Below are 18906 nucleotides of genomic sequence, written 5' to 3'. Positions count from 1 at the left end.
ATCTATCTCATCCCGCGCCCGCCGCGGTGCGCCTAGCATGGCTGCGATCTGCAAGCTCGGGAGACTTGGAATGACATACGCGACCGTCATGGTCAGCCTGGCGCTTGGTCAGCCCAATGAGGCGAGGCTTCAGGCCGCGGGCGAGCTCGCGGAGCGATTCGAGGCGGCGATCGTCGGAGTTGCCGCGGCGCAATTCGCGCCGCCACTCTATTTCACTGACAGCGCCGAGGCGCAGCGTCTGATCGACCAGGGCGAGGCCTCGGTCCGGCAGCGCCTTGCCGATCTGGAGGGACAATTCCGTACTGCAACCAGGAATCGCGGCGGGCGCGTCGAGTGGCGCGGCGCGGTCGATTTCCCGGCGCGTTACGCGCTGCAGCAGGCGCGTTGCGCCGACATCATCGTCAGCGGGGGGCAAAGCCCGGCTTTCGCGGATGCCTTCTCGCTTGCGAGCCCCAAGGACCTGGTGATGCAGGCCGGCCGTCCGCTGCTGGTCGTGCCTGACAGCTTCAACTGGCTCGATCTGCGCAGCGTGCTGGCGGCCTGGAAGGATACGCCGGAGGCGCGGCGTGCGCTCGTCGATTCACTGCCGCTGCTGCGCAAGGCGAGGGAGATCACGATCGTCGCGATTCCGGAGCCGGATGACGATCGTCCGGCGGTGCTGGCCTCTGTCACCGACGTCGTTTCCTGGCTCGCCCGCCATGGCGTCACGGCCACTGCCAGGGTGTCGGAAGCGGGCCGGAACGAAAGCGTGGCTGACCATTTGGGTAAGTTGGCTGCCGACGTCGGAGCCGGCCTGATCGTTGCCGGCGCCTACGGCCATTCGCGGTTCCGCGAATTGGTCCTCGGCGGCGTCACGCAATATCTGCTCACCCAGTCAGCTTGCTGCGTGCTGCTGTCGCACTGACTCCTTGACCGAAAGACAATCAGAGGACGCGCCGTGTACAGATTCCTTGAACAGACCACCGACGGCTACATGACGCGCAACGTCAAGACCGTGGTGCGCGATCTCAACGTGCTCGAGCTCAGCGAGATGTTCGAGCGCGACGACTTCAACGGCTATCCGGTCGAGGAGGATGGGCAGGTCGTCGGTATCGTCACCAAGTTCGATATCCTGAAATGCTTTGCGTTCACGCCAAGCCAGATGGTGCCGCGCTATCTCGACCTGATGAATCGCAAGGTCGGCGACGTCATGACGCCGGAATTCATCTACGTTCATCCAGATACGCGGTTGACCCGCGTGCTCCAGCTCATGGTCGAGCACCGGATTCGGAGCATCATCGTGCTCGACGGAACGCAGAAGCTCGTCGGCATCATCGCGCGGGAGGACGTCATCACCGCGCTCAAGGCGACCGCGCGCGACTAGCCTGTCGGCTGGCTCATTTCTGCGACATCCGGGCTCCGTGAATTTGCCGGAGGCCGGGTCCAGTCATTCGCGCGGAACCGTACGTAAGCGGCTGATATTGCTTCCCGATGTCCCCTGGGTCGGGGCTGCCGGAAATCCGACTATCTTGATTTCAATCAATTCCCCGCGAGCATGGATATGGTTTCTGGCTGCGTGTTCTTTCAGAGAGAATCCGCATGAGCCAGCCCTCCATTTCCAAATCCATGACCATCGGTGAAAGCGGCCTGGCGGCAGTGTTCGCAGTCACCGCCTTCCTCTGTGTGGTCGCGGCAGCCAAGGCGCTCGATGCGCCCTTCGCCTTCCATGCCTCGCTGAGCGCTGCGGCGAGCATCGCGGCGGTCTTCGTCATTCTCAACCGCTACTTCGAGCGCGCGGCGGCGCTGCCGCCCGCGGAGATCAACGGCCGGCCCAACTACAATATGGGGCCGATCAAGTTCTCCGCCTTCATGTCGATGTTCTGGGGCATCGCCGGCTTCCTGGTCGGCCTGATCATCGCCTCGCAGCTCGCCTGGCCCGCGCTCAACTTCGACCTGCCCTGGACGAGCTTTGGCCGCCTGCGTCCGCTGCACACCTCGGCCGTGATATTCGCGTTCGGCGGCAACGTGCTGATCGCATCCTCGTTCTACGTCGTGCAGAAGTCTTGCCGTGTCCGGCTTGCCGGCGATCTTGCGCCCTGGTTCGTCGTCGTCGGCTACAACTTCTTCATCCTCGTCGCCGGCACCGGCTATCTGCTCGGCGTTACGCAGTCCAAGGAATATGCGGAGCCGGAATGGTATGCGGACCTCTGGCTGACCATCGTTTGGGTGACCTATCTGCTGGTCTTCCTCGTCACGGTGATCAAGCGCAAGGAACCGCACATCTTCGTCGCGAACTGGTTCTATCTCGCCTTCATCGTGACGATCGCCGTCCTGCATCTCGGCAATAATCCCGCGCTGCCGGTGTCGGTGTTCGGCTCCAAATCCTACGTCGCCTGGGCCGGCGTTCAGGACGCGATGTTCCAGTGGTGGTACGGCCACAACGCGGTCGGCTTCTTCCTGACCGCCGGCTTCCTCGCCATCATGTACTACTTCATCCCCAAGCGCGCGGAGCGGCCGATCTATTCCTACCGGCTGTCGATCATCCACTTCTGGTCGCTGATCTTCCTCTACATCTGGGCCGGCCCGCACCATCTGCACTACACCGCGCTGCCGGACTGGACACAGACGCTCGGCATGACCTTCTCGGTGATGCTGTGGATGCCGTCCTGGGGCGGCATGATCAACGGCCTGATGACGCTGTCTGGCGCCTGGGACAAGCTGCGCACCGACCCCGTGCTGCGCATGCTCGTGGTCTCCGTCGCCTTCTACGGCATGTCGACCTTCGAAGGCCCGATGATGTCGATCAAGGTCGTCAACTCGCTCAGCCACTACACCGACTGGACCATCGGCCACGTGCATTCCGGTGCGCTCGGCTGGGTCGGTTTCGTCTCCTTCGGCGCGCTGTATTGCCTGGTGCCGTGGGCCTGGAATCGTAAGGGTCTCTACAGCCTCAAGCTCGTCAACTGGCACTTCTGGATCGCGACGCTTGGCATCGTCCTCTACATCTCGGCGATGTGGGTGTCCGGCATCCTCCAGGGCCTGATGTGGCGCGCCTACACCTCGCTCGGCTTCCTCGAATATTCCTTCATCGAAACCGTGGAAGCGATGCATCCCTTCTACATCATCCGCGCGGCCGGCGGAGGGTTGTTCCTGATCGGCGCGCTGATCATGGCCTACAATCTCTGGATGACCGTGCGCGTCGGCGAGGCGGAAGTGCAGATGCCCGTCGCTCTTCAGCCGGCGGAATGAGGAGCTCAGCAATGTCATTCTGGACACGCCACCAAATCTTCGAAAAGAACTCGATCGTCCTGGTCGTCGGCATCCTGCTGGTGATCTCGATCGGCGGTCTCGTCGAGATCGCGCCGCTGTTCTACCTCAAGAGCACGATCGAGGTGGTCGACGGCGTGCGGCCCTATACGCCGCTCGAGCTCGCCGGCCGCAACATCTACGTCCGCGAGGGCTGCTATCTCTGCCACTCGCAGATGATCCGTCCCTTGCGCGACGAGGTCGAGCGCTACGGTCACTTCTCGCTCGCCGCCGAGAGCATGTACGACCACCCGTTCCAGTGGGGCTCCAAGCGCACAGGACCGGATCTTGCCCGCGTCGGCGCCAAATATTCCGACGACTGGCACGTGACCCATCTGACCAACCCGCGCGCCATCGTGCCGCAGTCGGTGATGCCGGGTTATCCGTTCCTGGCCGAGAACGAAGTCGATCTCGCCACGATTGCCGATCACATGCGAACGCTCAAGGCCGTCGGCGTGCCCTACAGCGACGACCAGATCGCCAATGCGGCCAACGACCTGAAGGCGCAGGCCGATCCGGATAATGCCGGCAGCGATGCCTTCACCAAGCGCTACGCCAAGGCGGTGGTGCGCAACTTCGACGGCAAGCCGGGCACCCCGACCGAGATGGACGCGCTGATCGCCTACCTGCAGATGCTCGGCACGCTCGTCGACTTCAAGCTCTACAACGAGAAAGCCAATCTCCGCTGAGAAGGCATGAACGATGAAAGCAATTCTGACAGTCCATAACTTTGCATCCGATCTCGTGACGACGATCTGGACGCCGGCCTTCGTCGCGATCTTCCTCGCGATCGTCGCCTACGCATTCTGGCCGCGCAACAAGGCCGCCTTCGACGAGGCGGCGCGACTGCCGTTGCGCGAGGAGTGAGGGATCATGACCGACCACGGTGAATTCGACAGCGTCTCCGGCAAGACCACGACCGGACACCAATGGGATGGCATCAAGGAGCTGAACACGCCGCTGCCGCGCTGGTGGCTGGTGACGTTCTACCTCACCATCGTCTGGGCGATCGGCTACTGGATCGTCTATCCGGCCTGGCCATTGATTTCGAGCAATACCACCGGCCTGCTCGGCTATTCGACGCGCGCCAGCCTCGCGGTGGAGCTCGCCAATCTCGAGGCCGCCCGCGGCGAGAAGATGGCGGCGCTGGCGGCCGCTCCCCTCGCTGACATCGAGAAGGATCCGGCGCTGCTGGCACTGGCGCGTGCCAAGGGCAGGGTCGTATTCGGCGACAATTGCGCGCCATGCCACGGCAGCGGCGCAGCCGGCGCAAAGGGCTTCCCGAATCTCAACGACGACGACTGGCTGTGGGGCGGCACGCTCGACCAGATCATGCAGACCATCCAGTTCGGCGCGCGGTCCGGTCACGCCAAGACCCATGAGGGGCAGATGCTCGCCTTCGGCAAGGATGGCGTGCTGAAGCCCGACGAGATCGTCACGGTCGCCAACTACGTCCGCTCGCTGTCGGGCCTGTCGACCCGGCCGGGCTATGACGCCGCCAAGGGCGAAAAGATCTTCACTGAGAATTGCGTCGCCTGTCATGGCGACGGAGGCAAGGGCAATCAGGAGATGGGCGCGCCCAACCTGACCGACAAGATCTGGCTCTACGGCTCGGACGAGGCGACCCTGATCGAGACCATCAGCCAGGGCCGCTCCGGTGTCATGCCGGCGTGGGACGGACGGCTCGATCCCGCTACCCTCAAGGCGATGGCGGTCTACGTCCACTCGCTCGGCGGCGGCAAGTAACGTCGCGGCGAAGGCAAAGACGGGGCGGGGAAACCCGCCCCCGTTTGAGCTGGATCAACTGCACGGTCGGAGTTCGATCTAGGTTCAATCGTACCTGCAAACGGATTCAGCGATGAGCATGGCCGTGAACCCGAACGAGCTCGCACAGGAAGATGATTACGGGCCGCTCTACGCCTCCCGCAAGAAAGTCTACCCCCAAAGCGTCTCGGGCACGTTCCGCCGGACCAAATGGGGGCTGATGGCATTCTGCCTCGGCGTCTACTATTTCCTGCCGTTCGTGCGCTGGAACCGCGGCCTGGGCGCCCCGAGCCAGGCCGTGCTGATCGATCTGCCCAACAGCCGCTTCTACTTCTTCTTCATCGAGCTGTGGCCGCAGGAAGTCTACTACTTTACCGGCCTGCTGATCGTCGCCGCGGTGGCGCTGTTCCTGATGAACTCCATCGGCGGCCGCATCTGGTGCGGCTACCTATGTCCGCAGACCGTCTGGACCGACCTGTTTTACGCCGTCGAGCGGCTGATCGAGGGCGATCGGCGCGAGCGCATGAAGAAGGACGCCTCGTCCGATCCGATGAAGCTCGAGCGCATTTCAGAGATCGTGCTCAAGCATTCGATCTGGCTGCTGATCGCCTGGTGGACCGGCGGCGCCTGGGTGCTCTATTTCAACGATGCGCCAACGCTGGTGAAGCAGCTCGTCACGTTTCAGGCGCCGATGATCGCCTATATCTGGATCTGCATCCTCACCGCGACGACTTATCTGCTCGCCGGCTACATGCGCGAGCAGGTCTGCACCTATATGTGCCCCTGGCCGCGCATCCAGGCCGCGCTCACCGATGAATGGGCGCTCAACGTCACCTACCGCTACGACCGCGGCGAGAAGCGCACGTCGGTCAAGAAGGCCGCCGAGCTGCGTGCGCTCGGCGAGCAAGTCGGCGACTGCGTCGATTGCTACCAGTGCGTCGCGGTTTGCCCGACCGGCATCGACATCCGCAACGGGCCGCAGATGGAATGCATCCAGTGCGGCCTGTGCATCGATGCCTGCGATGCCGTGATGACCAAGATCGGCCGGCCAACCCGACTGATCGCCTATGACAACGACATCAACATCCAGCGCCGCCAGGAAGGCAAGCCACCGATCTATCGCATCGTGCGGCCCCGCACCACCGTCTACAGCGCGATCATCGCGGTCATCGGCGGCATCATGCTCTATGCGCTGCTGACCCGCAGCCTGCTCGACGTCAACGTACTGCACGACCGCAACCCGATCGCCGTCAAGCTGAGCGACGGCTCGATTCGCAACGCCTACACGGTCCGGCTGCTCAACAAGCGCGGCTTCGACCGCGTCATCGCGATTGACGTCGACGGGCCGGTGAATGCGAAGGTCCATGTCGTCGGCGTCGATTCCGTCACGCCGGACCGGCCGATGGTCGTGATCGGTCGCGACCAGACCGCGGAATTGCGGCTGCTGGTGACGGCGCCGGCCGAGAGCAATCCGGAGAAATCGATCCCGGTCCATTTCCACGTCACCGATATCGGGCTCGGCGAGGTCGCCTCCGCCACCGACAATTTCGTCGCGCCCTGAGAACATCGTTTGGAGTTCGCCATGGCATCCGCCGCACCGAAGCCACTGACCGGGACCACGGTCCTCATCATTCTGGTTGCGTTTTTCGGCGTCGTAATCGGCGTCAACGCCACCATGATGAAGCTTGCGATCGCGACGCTCCCCGGCACCGACGTCGACAGTCCCTATGCTGCCGGTCTCACCTACGAGAGGGAGATCGCGGCGGCGCGGGGCCAGGCGGAGCGGAAATGGCAGGTCGACGCGAAGATCCAGCGCAGCGCCGATGGCGGCGCGACGGTGCGGATCGAGGCCCGGGATGCCACCGGCCGCCCGGTCACCGGTCTGAAATTCTCAGGGCGACTGGAGCGGCCGACCGACAAGCGCGCCGACCTGTCCGTGGAGCTCGCCGAGATCGGCATCGGAGTCTATGGCGGCAACGCGACCGCCGTCGCACCCGGCCAGTGGGATCTCGTGCTCGAGGGCGATGCGCGCGGCGAGCGAATGTTCACGTCGCGCAATCGCGTGATCCTGAACTGAAGGAAGTTCTCATGCAGCTCTCGCGCGATTTCTCCCATTATGTTCGTGCTGCGGGTGACGGGCTCCAGCACATCGATCTCGCGGTCGAGGGCGTGCACTGCGCCGGCTGCATGGCGAAGATCGAGCGCGGTCTCTCCGCCATTCCCGACGTGACGCTGGCGCGGGTGAACCTCACCGACCGCCGCGTCGCGCTGGAATGGAAGGAGGGCACGCTCGATCCTGCGCGCTTCATCGATCGGCTCGAAGAACTCGGCTACAGGGCCTATCCTTACGAGACGGCAAGCGCGGAGGCGACCGAGGTCGCGGAGTCGCGCTTCCTGCTTCGTTGCCTCGGCGTTGCAGCGTTCGCGACCATGAACGTGATGATGCTGTCGATCCCGGTGTGGTCCGGCAATGTCAGCGATATGCTGCCCGAGCAGCGCGATTTCTTCCACTGGCTGTCGGCACTGATCGCGCTGCCGGCCGCGGCCTATGCCGGCCAGCCGTTCTTCCGCTCGGCCTGGCGCGCGGTGTCGGCGAAGACCACCAACATGGACGTCCCGATCTCGATCGGGGTGATCCTCGCACTCGGCATGTCCGTGGTCGAGACCATCCATCATGCCGAGCACGCCTATTTCGACGCTGCGATCATGCTGCTGACTTTTCTCCTGGTCGGCCGCTTTCTCGACCAGAACATGCGCCGGCGGACGCGTGCGGTCGCCGGCAATCTGGCGGCGCTGAAGGCCGAGACTGCGGCAAAGTTCGTCGGCCCTGACGAGATCTCGCAGGTGCCGGTCGCCGCGATCAATCCAGGCGACATCGTGCTGCTGCGACCCGGCGAACGCTGCGCTGTCGACGGCACCGTAATCGAGGGTCGTTCGGAGATCGACCAGAGTCTGATCACCGGCGAGACGCTTTACGTCACGGCTGACAGAGGCACGCCGGTCTATGCCGGCTCGATGAATGTCTCCGGCGCCTTGCGGGTGCGGGTTTCGGCCGCGTCGGAAGCGACGTTGCTCGCGGAGATCACGCGCCTGCTCGACAACGCGCTCCAGGCGCGCTCGCGCTATCGGCGGCTCGCCGACCGTGCCTCGCGCCTCTATGCGCCCGTGGTGCATGCGACCGCGCTCCTCACCATCCTCGGCTGGGTGCTGGCCGGTGCAGGCTGGCACGACGCGATCGTCACCGGCGTCGCCGTGCTGATCATCACCTGCCCTTGCGCGCTCGGACTTGCGATCCCGACGGTGCAGACGGTGGCCTCGGGCGCGATGTTCAAATCCGGTGTGCTGCTCAACGCAGGTGACGCGATCGAGCGGCTGGCGGAGGCCGATCACATCATCTTCGACAAGACCGGCACCCTGACATTGCCGGATCTCGACGTGGTCAATGCGGCGGCGATCCCTGCCGATATCCTGGCGCTCGCCGGGCAGCTCGCGCTGTCGAGCCATCATCCCGTCGCGGCCGCGGTGGTGCAGGCTGCCCGCGCCAAATCGCCGATCGTCGGCGCGGTCGAGGAAGCCGGGCAGGGGGTGCGCGCAAGCATCAACGGCATCGAGATCCGCCTTGGCCGGCCGTCTTTTTGCGGTGCCGAGGAACTCGTGAAGAGCGGCGCCGATCTCGACCCGGAAGCGTCCATCGTCGCCTTCAGCAGGGGGGCGGAAAAGTTCATTTTCATGGTGCGGCAGGCCCTGCGTCCGGATGCGGTCACGGTGATTGGGGCGCTGAAGGCCCGCAATCTCGGTGTCGAGATCCTCTCTGGCGACCGTGAGCGGGCGGTGAAGGCGGCGGCAGATGCGCTCGGGATTCCCGAGTGGCGCGCCGGTGTCACGCCGGCCGACAAGATCGCGCGGATCGAGGAGCTCAAGCGACGTGGCACCCGCGTGCTGATGGTCGGCGACGGCATGAACGATGCGCCCTCGCTGGCGGCAGCCCATGTCTCGATGTCGCCGATCTCGGCCGCGCATCTCAGCCAGGCGACCGCGGACCTCGTCTTCCTCGGCAAGCCGCTCGCGCCGGTCGTGACCGCCGTCGACCACGCGCGAAAGGCGCTGCATCTGATGCGGCAGAATCTCTGGCTCGCGATCGGCTACAACATCCTGGCGGTGCCGATTGCCATCAGCGGCGTCGTGACGCCGTTGATCGCGGCGGCCGCGATGAGCGGATCGTCCATCCTGGTCATGCTGAACGCGCTGCGCGCGCGCAGCGCCTCACGGGGGATTGCATCATGGAAGTCCTGATCATCCTCGTCCCTCTGGCGCTGGGGCTCGGACTTGCCGGCCTCGTCGCCTTTCTCTGGTCGCTCAAGAGCGGCCAGTATGATGATCTCGACGGCGCAGCCTGGCGCGCCATCGCAGATGACGAACCGCCGCAGGAGACGCAGCCTGATTTGGCAGAAGTGAAGCGCTAGGCATCGCTTCGGAGCGCAAACGTCAGGATCGCAGATCGCGCGGCGGCATCGTGCGCAGTGGTGTTGCACGATAATCCTGATATCCTGCCGGTCGCAGCGGAGTAGCGCGGGGCAGTCCATTCAGCTCATCCGCGTGACCTTCGCAATTGGCCCCAAGCGGATGTTGCAAAGTGATTTCCGAGAACGACCTGGAGTCTGCGCTCGATCATATCAGGAGCAAGGCAGCTGGATCGACGGCGGGTATTTTTGGACCGGCCTCACTGACCTGGCGAATTGACCGAGAGGCCGTGATCTTTCTCGGAGCCGGCCGTGCGCTGCTGCTTCAACTGGCCCATCCATGGGTCGCTGCCGCCATTGCCGAGCACTCCAGGACGCTCGCCGATCCGATCGGTCGCTTCCATCGAACCTTCGATGTCATGTTTACGATGGTATTCGGCTCGCTCGATCAGGCGCTGACGGCTTCCCGCAAGCTGCATCGCCGTCACGCCATGATCGTCGGCCGCTTGCCGGATGCCATCGGGTCGTTTGAAGCGAATTCGCACTACTGTGCCAATGAAGTCGCGGCGCTGCGCTGGGTTCACGCCACGCTCGTCGAGAGCGCGGTCATGGCGCACGACCTTGTCTTCCCGCCGTTCTCGGCCGACGAGCGCGAGCGATACTGGGCCGAATGCCGGCTGTTCGCAGCGATGTTCGGGCTGACCCCGAGCGACCTGCCGGCGGATTGGCAATCCTTTCGCGCCTACATTGAAGCCATGACCCGCTCGGAGGTTTTGACCGTCGGCACCGCGGCGCGCGAGGTGGCCGGTCAAATTCTCGGGGGCGTCGGACGATCCTGGCTACGGCCACCCAAATGGTACCGGGCACTGACAGTCCGGATGTTGCCCGAACAACTGGTCGCGGGTTTTGGGTTGGCTTGTGACGAAGCCGACGACAGGGCGGCGGACCGCGCGCTCAAGTGGATACGACACATCTACCCCCGGCTGCCGGCCCGCCTGCGCTATGTCGGTCCGTATCAGGAAGCCCAAGCGCGGCTGCGCGGGAGGCCAAAACCCGGTTGGATGACGCGATGCCTCAACAGGGCCTGGATCGGACGGTCTTCGATCGGATGAAGCCGCCTCAGGCCGACGCGATCTTGCGATACAGCGCGCTGTAACATGCAGCCGAGATGTTCCAGCTAAACGACCGCGACATGGCGGTGGGGCGCATGGAGTCGAGACGCTCCTGGGCCATGAAGGTCGAGAAAGCCCGACGAACGCCGCCGAGGAAGGATTCGTAAGAGGGCTGCGCGAACAGGAAGCCGGTCTCGCCGTCGGTGATGGTTTCGGCAAGCCCTCCGGTCTGATGGCCGATCGGCAGCGAGCCGAAGCGCTGGGCGTACATCTGGCTGAGCCCGCAGGGCTCGAACCGCGATGGCATCAGCGTGAAATCGCTGCCGGCAAAGATGCGCCGCGCCTGCGCGTCGTTGAAGCCGATCGCGACGCCGATCGCATCTGGCCGCCTGCGATGGGCGTTGATCAGGGCTTGCTCGAGCGCCGGCTCGCCGGAACCGGTGACGACGATCTGCCCGCCGGCATCGATGATCTCGTCGGCCGCGGATAGCACGAGATCGATGCCCTTCTGATGGACGAGCCGCGCCACGATGCCGAACATCGGCCCGCGCGACACCGCGAGGCCGAATTGCTTGCGCACATAGTCCGCGTTGGCCCGTTTGCCGGCCCAGTCGCCGGCACCGAATTGCTGGGCGAGCTGCGCGCAGTAACGGGGGTCCCAGCTCTCATCTATTCCGTTCAGGATGCCGGTGAGCTCGGCTGCCTCGGCGCGGATGCGCAACAGGCCTTCCAGGCCACAGCCGAATTCCGACGTGGTGATCTCGCGCGCATAGGTCGCGCTCACGGTCGTCAGGTGCGAGGCGTAGACGAGGCCCGCCTTCAGGAAGGACAATTGATCGTAGAACTCGATGCCGTCAATGTGGAAGGAGCTCTCGGGTGCGCCGATCCGCCGCAGCGCGTCTTTCGGAAAGAGTCCCTGATAAGCGAGATTGTGGATGGTCAGGATCGACGGCAGCTTCGAGCCGCGCCAGGCCAGATAGGCCGGCACGAGCGAAGCCTGCCAGTCATTGGCATGGATCAGGTCTGCTGCCCAATTCTTGTCCAGGTTGCCCGTCGCAAGTTCAGCGGCTGCCGACGCCAAGCGCGCAAAACGGATGTCGTTGTCGGGCCAGTCGCGCCCGGTTTCGTCGCCATAGGGATTGCCGGGACGGTCGTAGAGCTGCGAGCAGAGCAGCACATAGACCGGTAGGCCGTCGCGCGTCGCGGCCCGGCCCAGCGTGCAGGCCGGCATCTCCGCCAACGCCGGACAGCGGCCAACGATCTGAATATGCGTGAGTTGTTCGATGATGTCGCGATAGCCGGGCAGCATGATCCGGATATCGGCGAAGGGGCGCAGCGCTCTCGGGAGTGCAGCAGAAACGGCGCCGAGTCCGCCGACGCGGACAAAATCGTCCATCTCTGTCGTGACGAATAAGACCCTCAAGAACAGCTGCCCTCTTCCGAGCCCGTTTGCTGCTATGCAAGATCGGGTCCAGTTGCCCTCGGAATTCCAAGCCCGCCCCTGGAAGCTGCCGTTCGGGTAAAGACTTTCCTACCGGGCCGCTGCCATCTAGGGTCGGCGCATCAACAGGCAAGAACGCGCGTGGTTCCTAAAGGGGGACTCCGGGGATGCAGCTAGCAGACAAGCATGAGGGGACGACGACAAAGGCCTTTGCCGGCCTGCGGGTGCTGGATTTTTCGACCACCATCGCCGGTCCCCATTGCGCGCGGATGCTCGCCGACATGGGCGCCGAAGTCATCAAGATCGAGCCCGACGGCGGCGAGACGATGCGGACGCGCCCGCCGGTGCGCAACGGCTGTAGCACCGTGTTCGGCCAGCTCAATGTCGGCAAGAAAAGTGTGGTGCTCGACCTGAAGTCGGAGGAGCGGCGCCTCGTCGCCACCGCCGACATCCTGGTCGAGAATTTCCGACCCGGCGTGATGCGCCGCCTGAGGCTCGATTACGATACGCTCCGCCCGTTCAATCCGAGGCTGATCTACTGCTCCATCTCGGGCTACGGGCAGACCGGCCCGTCGGCGGAGTTGCCAGCCTATGCGCCGGTGATCCACGCAGCATCCGGCTACGACATGGCGCATCTCGCCTACCAGCCCGGCCGCAACCGCCCCGATTATTGCGGAATCTATCATGCCGACGTCGTCACCGGAACCTATGGCTTCGGCGCGATTGCGTCGGCGCTATACCAGCGCATCCTCACGGGCGTTGGCCAGCACATCGACGTCTCGATGCTGGAGTCGATGCTGACGCTCACGGTGATAGAGCTGCAGAGCTCGCAATTCGAGGTGAAGCCGCCGCCGCGTCCGATGTTCGGTCCGACCGAGACGGCCGATGGCTACGTCATGATCACCATCGCGAGCGAGAAGACCTTTCAGTCTTTGATGAAGGTGATCGGCCGGCGGGACTGGATTTCCGATTCCCGCTTCTGCACCTATGGCGTGCGGCGCGACAACTGGGCTGACCTGATGGACGGCGTCGAAGCCTGGTCGCGGCAGATCACGACGGAGCAATGTCTCACAGAGCTCGGCGCCGAGGGCGTGCCGGCCTCGGCCTATCGCACCGTCGCCGAGGCGTTGTGCGATCCGCAGCTCATGCATCGCCAGGCGCTGTCGGACGTGGAAGACGAGGGTGGCTCCTTCCAGGTGCTCAATCTGCCGTTCCGGATGTCGGGCGCGGACACGACGCCCGGCAAGCGCATCGCAGCGCTGGGCGAGCACACGGACGCTCTGCTGGAGGCAATCGCTCGCGCGAAGAGTTAATTCCGTCAGGCAAAACGTGAGCGAAGGCCGCGCACTTTCGCATCGTCAAGTGAAGTCTGCGTCGTAGCAGCTTGCACGCGTTCCTCTTGCCGAGGGCAGCGATTCTCGCCAATCTCGCCTGACGTCACGAGCGATCCGAAACATCGGACGAAGATCTCGGGAGGGAACAATGACGTACGCAGTTGCCGCGGCGCGCAGCCTCGCGCCGATTTTCCTTGTCACGGCATTCGCCATTGTTCCGCTGGTGCAGCCCGCGCTCGCGCAAAAATCCGGCGGTAGCATCACGATGGGCCAGGAGCTGGATATTCCAGGCTTCGATCCGCTCAAGGTCGGCGTCTACGACACCTCGACCTTCACCGCAGCGGCGGCGATCTTCGACACGCTGACAACGCTCGACGACAAGGGCGAGGCCGCGCCAAAGCTCGCTGTGTCCTGGACCCATTCCGAAGACTACAAGAGCTGGACCTTCAAGCTGCGCCAGGGCGTGAAGTTCCACGACGGCACGCCGTTCAACGCGCAGGCCTTCAAGGAAAACTTCGACCGGCAGAAGAATCCCGCCAACAAGTGCCGCTGCGCCTTCTACATCACCAACGTCAAGGAGGTGCTGGCGCCTGACGAATACACCATCGTCTATAACCTCACCGATCCTTCCGTGAATCTGCCGGCGGTGATCAGCATCCAGAGTCAGAACAACGTCGTGCATTCGCCGACCGCGTGGAAAACCAAGGGCGACGACTATAACCGCAATCCCGTCGGCACCGGTCCCTACATCCTGAAATCATGGACTGCGGGCGATCGCATGGTGCTGGAGAAGAACCCGGACTACTGGAACAAGGGCCATCCCTATCTCGATCGCATTATCCTGAAGCCGCTGCCGGATGCGCAGTCGCGGTTCGCCTCGCTGCAATCGGGCGAAGCCGACATCATCTGGGACGACGAGTACGACGCCGACAACATCATGAAGGCGCAGAAGGACCCCAAGCTGACCGTGCACACCTACAAGGGGTCGGGCGCGCAGGTCTCCGCCTTCAATACCAAGGCCGCTCCCTTCGACGACGTCCGCGTGCGGCAGGCGCTGGTGATGGCGATCGACCGGCCGAAGATGTCGCAGGCGATCAGCAACGGCCTGAGCCGGCCGGCGAGTAACCCTTACGGCGACGGCTCCTGGGTGAAATGCAAGGATGACGGCGCGCTGCCTTTCGACGTCGAGAAGGCCAAGGCGCTGCTCAAGGACTACGGCAAGCCGGTCGACTTCAAGATGTTGGCCACTGCGACGCCGCGCGGCCGCATGATCGGCCAGGTGCTCCAGCAATTCTGGAAACGGGTCGGCGCCAATATGGAGATCGAACAGGTCGACCAGGCGACCATCCCACCGCGCGCCTTCATGCGTCAATTCCAGTTGACGCCGTGGCGCATCGTCGACCTCGCCGATCCCGATCCGCAGATGTACGCAAACTTCCACAGCGGCAGCCCGCTCGCGCTCGCCAATTTTTCCGATCCGGAGCTGGACCGGCTGCTCGACCATGCGCGCGTCACCGCAGATACCGATAAGCGCATCGAGGACTATTGCGCGATCAGCCGTCTGATCAACAAGGAGGCGATCTGGTTCTGGACCTTCCAGAACACCTATTACGCGCTCTCGAGCGCAAAGCTGAAAGGCTTTCCGAAAATCTATAACGGCGTGATCGACGTTTCGGACACCTGGCTGGACTGAGCGCAAATGCTCGCCTTCGTCATTCGGCGCCTCGTTCATCTCCTGCCGGTCCTGGCTGCCGTCTCGCTGCTCACTTTCCTGATCGCCTCGCTTCTGCCTGGCGATCTCGCTTACGTCATCCTTGGTGACCAGGCGACGCCGGAGAAGGTCGCAGCGCTTCGCCATGACATGGGGCTCGATCAGCCGCTGTGGTGGCGATATCTGAGCTGGCTCGGCCACGTGCTTCAGGGCGATCTTGGCCGCTCCTTCCGCACCGGGCAGACGGTGCTCCAGGCGGTCGCCGAGCGGGTGCCGGTCTCGATCGAGCTGATGCTGCTCGCCGAATTTCTGGGACTGTTGATCGGTGTGCCGCTTGCGATCGTCTGCGCCGCGCGCGCCGGCGGCCCGTTCGACCGCTTCATGACCGGCGGCGCGTTCGCCATGCTGTCGTTGCCGTCGTTCCTGTCGGCGATCCTCCTGATCTACCTGTTCGCGGTGGAGCTGCACTGGCTGCCGGCGACCGGCTACGTGCCGTTCACCGAGGACCCGCTCGCCAATCTGCGTTTCTTCGTTCTGCCGGCGCTGACGCTGGCGCTCGCCGAATGGCCGGGCATCATGCGCGTGCTGCGCTCAGACATGATCGCCACATTGCAGGAGGACTACATCGCGCTCGCCAAGGCCAAAGGCCTGAAGCCGTCGCGTATCCTGTTCGTGCATGCGCTAAAGCCCTCGTCGCTGACGCTGGTGACCGTGACCGGCATCAATATCGGCCGCCTGATCGGCGGCACGCTGATCGTGGAATCGATCTTTGCACTGCCGGGCTTGGGTCGGCTCCTGGTCGGCGCGATCTACACCCGGGACCTCATAATCCTCCAGGGCGTGGTGCTGCTGGTCGCATCCGGCTTCGTCATCGTGAACTTCATCGTCGACATGCTCTACGCCGTCCTCGATCCCAGGATCCGCCATGGCTACGCTTGAGCTCTCGCTCCGGGATGAGGCAGCGTCCGAGCCGGTGCGCCGCAAGCGACGACTCGGCCTGTTGTTCTGGCTGGCGGTCGCCTGGCTTGCCCTGGTCTTTGCGCTCGCGATCCTGGCGCCGCTGTTGCCGCTGCAAAGCCCCGTGGACATGGACATGCTGGAACGCAGAGCCGCGTTCTCGGCCGAGCACTGGCTCGGAACCGACGGCCTCGGCCGCGACGAGCTCGCGCGTCTGGTCTTCGGCGCACGCGTCTCGCTGACGGTCGGGCTGTTTGCGCCGATGATCGGCCTCACCGTCGGCGGCGCGCTCGGCCTGCTCGCCGGTTACTTCCGCGGCCGCTTCGAGACGCTGGTGGTCGGCAGCATGGACGTGCTGCTCGCCTTTCCGCCGCTGGTCTTTGCGCTCGCGGTGACCGCCTATCTCGGCCAGTCGATCCCCAATCTCACCTTCATTCTGGGTGTGCTCGGCATTCCCGCCTTCATGCGGGTGGCGCGTGCCTCCACGCTGACGCTGGCGCGCCGCGAATTCGTGATCGCGGCCGAGGCGCTCGGCGCCACGCATGCGCGCATCCTGCTGCGGGAGCTGTTGCCCAACGTCATCTTGCCACTGCTCGCGTTCTTCCTGCTCGCCGTCGCCGTGACCATCGTGGTCGAGGGCGCGCTGTCGTTCCTGGGATTAGGCGTGCCGCCGCCAATGGCGAGCTGGGGCAGCATGATCGGGGAGGGGCGCGAAAGTCTCGATATCGCGCCGCGGCTCGCCTTCCTGCCGGCAACCGCGCTGTTCCTCACCGTCCTGGCCTTCAACCTGGTCGGCGACACCCTGCGGGCACTCACGGACCCGCGTCAGGGGGCGCTGTGAGCGTGCCGCTATTGTCGATCGAGGACGTTGCGGTCGAGCTGCCGACACCACGCGGCAATCTGCGTGCGGTGGATCATGTCGATCTTGCGCTGGAGGCGGGCCGCACTCTTGGTATTGTCGGCGAGTCCGGCTGCGGCAAGACCATGCTGTCGCGCGCCATCCTCCAGCTCCTGCCGAAGAAGGCGAAGCTCACCGGGCGCGTCATGTTCGACGGCCAGGATCTGGTGCGGCTCGATGCGGAGAGCTTGCGGCGGCTGCGCGGGCGCGATGTCGCGGTCGTGTTCCAGGATCCGATGACCTCGCTCAACCCTGTACTGACCATCGGCACGCAACTGATGGAGACGATCCAGGAGCACCTCGAGTTCGATTCGCCGGCTGCGCGAAAGCGCAGCATCGAGCTGCTCGCGGCCGTCGGCATCCCGGCGCCGGAGCAGCGGCTCGCGCAATATCCGCATCAATGCTCCGGTGGCATGCGCCAGCGCATCGCGATTGCCATCGCGCTGTCCTGCGAGCCAAAACTCCTGATCGCTGACGAGCCGACGACGGCGCTGGACGTGACCATCCAGGCGCAGATCCTCGATCTCCTGGCGCGCGAGCAGCGCCGCCGCCACATGGCGATGATTCTGATCACCCATGATCTCGGTGTCGTCGCAGGCCGTGCCGACGAGGTTGCAGTGATGTATGCGGGCAGGGTTGTCGAGCGCGCGCCGACGCCTGCGCTCTTCAAGCGGATGCACATGCCCTATACCGAGGCGCTGCTGGCCGCGATCCCGAAGCTCGAAACCGCGCCGCATACGCCGCTGCCGGCGATCTCCGGCCGCCCGCCCGATCCGACCCGGCCGTTGCCGGGCTGCTCCTTCGCGCCGCGCTGCCGCTATGCCGCCGGCCGCTGCCACCAGGCGAAGCCGGAACTGACAGGCGCCGAAATGCCTGGACACCTCTACGCCTGCTTCCATCCGATCCAGATGGCCGAAGGTCTTGACGCATGATGCAGGTCGCCAACGACGCGCAGTCCGACGAGCCGCTGCTGAAAGTGGACAATCTGGTCGTCGAATATGGCCTCGGCAACAAGACCGTGCATGCGGTCTCCGGCGTCAGCCTCGAGGTCGCGCGCGGCGAGACGGTGGGGCTGGTCGGCGAATCCGGCTGCGGCAAGTCGACGCTTGGGCGCGCGGTGCTGCAACTGCGCCGCGCAACGTCCGGCCGCGTGCTGTTCGACGGCGAGGACCTGACGGCCATGCAGGGCGAGCCGCTGCGCAAGATGCGGCGTCGCGTCCAGCTCATCTTCCAGGATCCGATCGCCTCGCTCAATCCGCGCCGGCGCATCGGCGACATCGTCGCAGAGCCGCTGATCATAGCCGGCATCAAGGATGCGGAGAAGCGCAGGCAGCTCGTCCACGAGGTCCTGGCCGCGGTCGGCCTCGATCCCGATCTCGTGGTCGGCCGCCTGCCGCATGAATTCTCCGGCGGGCAGTGCCAGCGCATCTCGATTGCGCGGTCGCTGGTGCTCAATCCCGAATTCATCGTTTGCGACGAACCTGTCTCGGCGCTCGACGTCTCGATCCGCGCGCAGATCCTCAATCTGCTGGAGGAGATGAAGGCGCGGTTCGGCCTCACGCTGCTGTTCATCGCGCACGATCTGGCGGTGGTCAAAGCCGTCAGCGACCGGGTCGCCGTGATGTATCTCGGACGCCTCTGCGAGGTCGGACCATCAGAGCAATTGTTCGCAAAGCCCGCGCATCCCTACACAGCACTGCTGCTTGCGGCCATTCCGGTTCCCGATCCCGACATGCGGCCAGCGGAAAGCGTCGCCGCGGGTGAGCCGCCATCGCCGATCGCGCCGCCGTCCGGTTGCCGCTTCCGCACCCGCTGTCCGCGCGCGGATCAGCGATGCGCAGCGGAGATGCCGGAGCTGCGCGAGGTCGCGCCGGGCCAGCTCGCGGCTTGCCATCATCCGTTGACGTAACCTCGCGACGGCGCCGTTTGTTTTGCAACGCCGGA

General features: G+C 64.5%; 18 protein-coding genes. 17 read left to right on the top strand and 1 reads right to left on the bottom strand.

Annotated elements, in window-relative coordinates; genetic code table 11:
* Window positions 1–70: 70 nt before the first annotated feature.
* From SO180_RS14635 to SO180_RS14585, 11 genes are all read left to right on the top strand, one after another.
* Entirely contained in the window at window positions 71–904 is an 834-nt protein-coding gene (locus SO180_RS14635) for a universal stress protein (protein ID WP_449379530.1), read from the top strand.
* Window positions 905–937: 33 nt separating this feature from the next.
* Window positions 938–1363: a CBS domain-containing protein gene (locus SO180_RS14630; RefSeq protein ID WP_449379529.1), complete on the top strand. Its 426-nt coding sequence runs from the start codon at window positions 938–940 to the stop codon at window positions 1361–1363.
* Between the two features lie 215 nt (window positions 1364–1578).
* A complete protein-coding gene (gene ccoN, locus SO180_RS14625; protein WP_449379528.1) occupies window positions 1579–3228 on the top strand; it encodes a cytochrome-c oxidase, cbb3-type subunit I in 1650 nt (549 codons plus the stop codon).
* Window positions 3229–3239: 11 nt separating this feature from the next.
* Entirely contained in the window at window positions 3240–3974 is a 735-nt protein-coding gene (gene ccoO, locus SO180_RS14620; protein WP_449379527.1) for a cytochrome-c oxidase, cbb3-type subunit II, read from the top strand.
* Window positions 3975–3987: 13 nt separating this feature from the next.
* Complete coding sequence (locus tag SO180_RS14615; protein WP_449379526.1) at window positions 3988–4152, top strand: cbb3-type cytochrome oxidase subunit 3; 165 nt, start codon at window positions 3988–3990, stop codon at window positions 4150–4152.
* 6 nt (window positions 4153–4158) lie between these two features.
* On the top strand, window positions 4159–5031 hold the full coding sequence (ccoP, locus tag SO180_RS14610; RefSeq protein WP_449379525.1) for a cytochrome-c oxidase, cbb3-type subunit III: 873 nt from the start codon (window positions 4159–4161) through the stop codon (window positions 5029–5031).
* Between the two features lie 112 nt (window positions 5032–5143).
* Window positions 5144–6610 carry a cytochrome c oxidase accessory protein CcoG gene (gene ccoG, locus SO180_RS14605; protein WP_449379524.1) on the top strand — a complete coding sequence of 489 codons (1467 nt, stop codon included), beginning with the start codon at window positions 5144–5146 and terminating at the stop codon, window positions 6608–6610.
* 21 nt (window positions 6611–6631) lie between these two features.
* The gene (locus tag SO180_RS14600; protein ID WP_449379523.1) at window positions 6632–7126 is read left to right on the top strand and encodes a FixH family protein; all 495 of its coding nucleotides are present in this window, start codon (window positions 6632–6634) and stop codon (window positions 7124–7126) included.
* 11 nt (window positions 7127–7137) lie between these two features.
* Complete coding sequence (locus SO180_RS14595) at window positions 7138–9342, top strand: cation-translocating P-type ATPase (protein ID WP_449379522.1); 2205 nt, start codon at window positions 7138–7140, stop codon at window positions 9340–9342.
* Window positions 9330–9512: a cbb3-type cytochrome oxidase assembly protein CcoS gene (ccoS, locus tag SO180_RS14590; RefSeq protein ID WP_449379521.1), complete on the top strand. Its 183-nt coding sequence runs from the start codon at window positions 9330–9332 to the stop codon at window positions 9510–9512. Before SO180_RS14595 ends, ccoS begins: the two co-directional genes overlap by 13 nt.
* A gap of 170 nt (window positions 9513–9682) precedes the next feature.
* Window positions 9683–10621 (top strand): oxygenase MpaB family protein, encoded by a 939-nt coding sequence (locus SO180_RS14585; RefSeq protein WP_449379520.1) that lies wholly within the window; start codon window positions 9683–9685, stop codon window positions 10619–10621.
* A gap of 7 nt (window positions 10622–10628) precedes the next feature.
* Here the strand turns inward: SO180_RS14585 and glgA are convergent, their stop codons facing one another.
* Window positions 10629–12044, bottom strand: a complete 1416-nt coding sequence (glgA, locus tag SO180_RS14580) for a glycogen synthase GlgA (protein ID WP_449379519.1) — start codon at window positions 12042–12044, stop codon at window positions 10629–10631.
* 185 nt (window positions 12045–12229) lie between these two features.
* Between glgA and SO180_RS14575 the strand changes: the two genes are divergently transcribed.
* From SO180_RS14575 to SO180_RS14550, 6 genes are all read left to right on the top strand, one after another.
* Window positions 12230–13375 (top strand): CaiB/BaiF CoA transferase family protein, encoded by a 1146-nt coding sequence (locus SO180_RS14575; protein WP_449379518.1) that lies wholly within the window; start codon window positions 12230–12232, stop codon window positions 13373–13375.
* A 169-nt stretch (window positions 13376–13544) separates the two neighbouring features.
* The gene (locus SO180_RS14570) at window positions 13545–15089 is read left to right on the top strand and encodes an ABC transporter substrate-binding protein (protein ID WP_449379517.1); all 1545 of its coding nucleotides are present in this window, start codon (window positions 13545–13547) and stop codon (window positions 15087–15089) included.
* A gap of 6 nt (window positions 15090–15095) precedes the next feature.
* Window positions 15096–16046 (top strand): ABC transporter permease, encoded by a 951-nt coding sequence (locus SO180_RS14565; RefSeq protein WP_449379516.1) that lies wholly within the window; start codon window positions 15096–15098, stop codon window positions 16044–16046.
* Window positions 16033–16905, top strand: a complete 873-nt coding sequence (locus SO180_RS14560) for an ABC transporter permease (protein WP_449379515.1) — start codon at window positions 16033–16035, stop codon at window positions 16903–16905. Before SO180_RS14565 ends, SO180_RS14560 begins: the two co-directional genes overlap by 14 nt.
* Window positions 16902–17894 carry an ABC transporter ATP-binding protein gene (locus SO180_RS14555; protein ID WP_449379514.1) on the top strand — a complete coding sequence of 331 codons (993 nt, stop codon included), beginning with the start codon at window positions 16902–16904 and terminating at the stop codon, window positions 17892–17894. The genes SO180_RS14560 and SO180_RS14555 overlap by 4 nt, the downstream gene beginning before the upstream one ends.
* Window positions 17891–18871, top strand: coding sequence for an ABC transporter ATP-binding protein (locus SO180_RS14550; RefSeq protein WP_449379513.1), 981 nt, complete (start codon window positions 17891–17893; stop codon window positions 18869–18871). The genes SO180_RS14555 and SO180_RS14550 overlap by 4 nt, the downstream gene beginning before the upstream one ends.
* Window positions 18872–18906 lie beyond the last annotated feature (35 nt).

The sequence above is a fragment of the Bradyrhizobium sp. UFLA05-112 genome (assembly GCF_053572325.1).
Note: the sequence above shows the minus strand (reverse complement) of the source record. Positions and strands in the feature narration are given on the sequence as shown.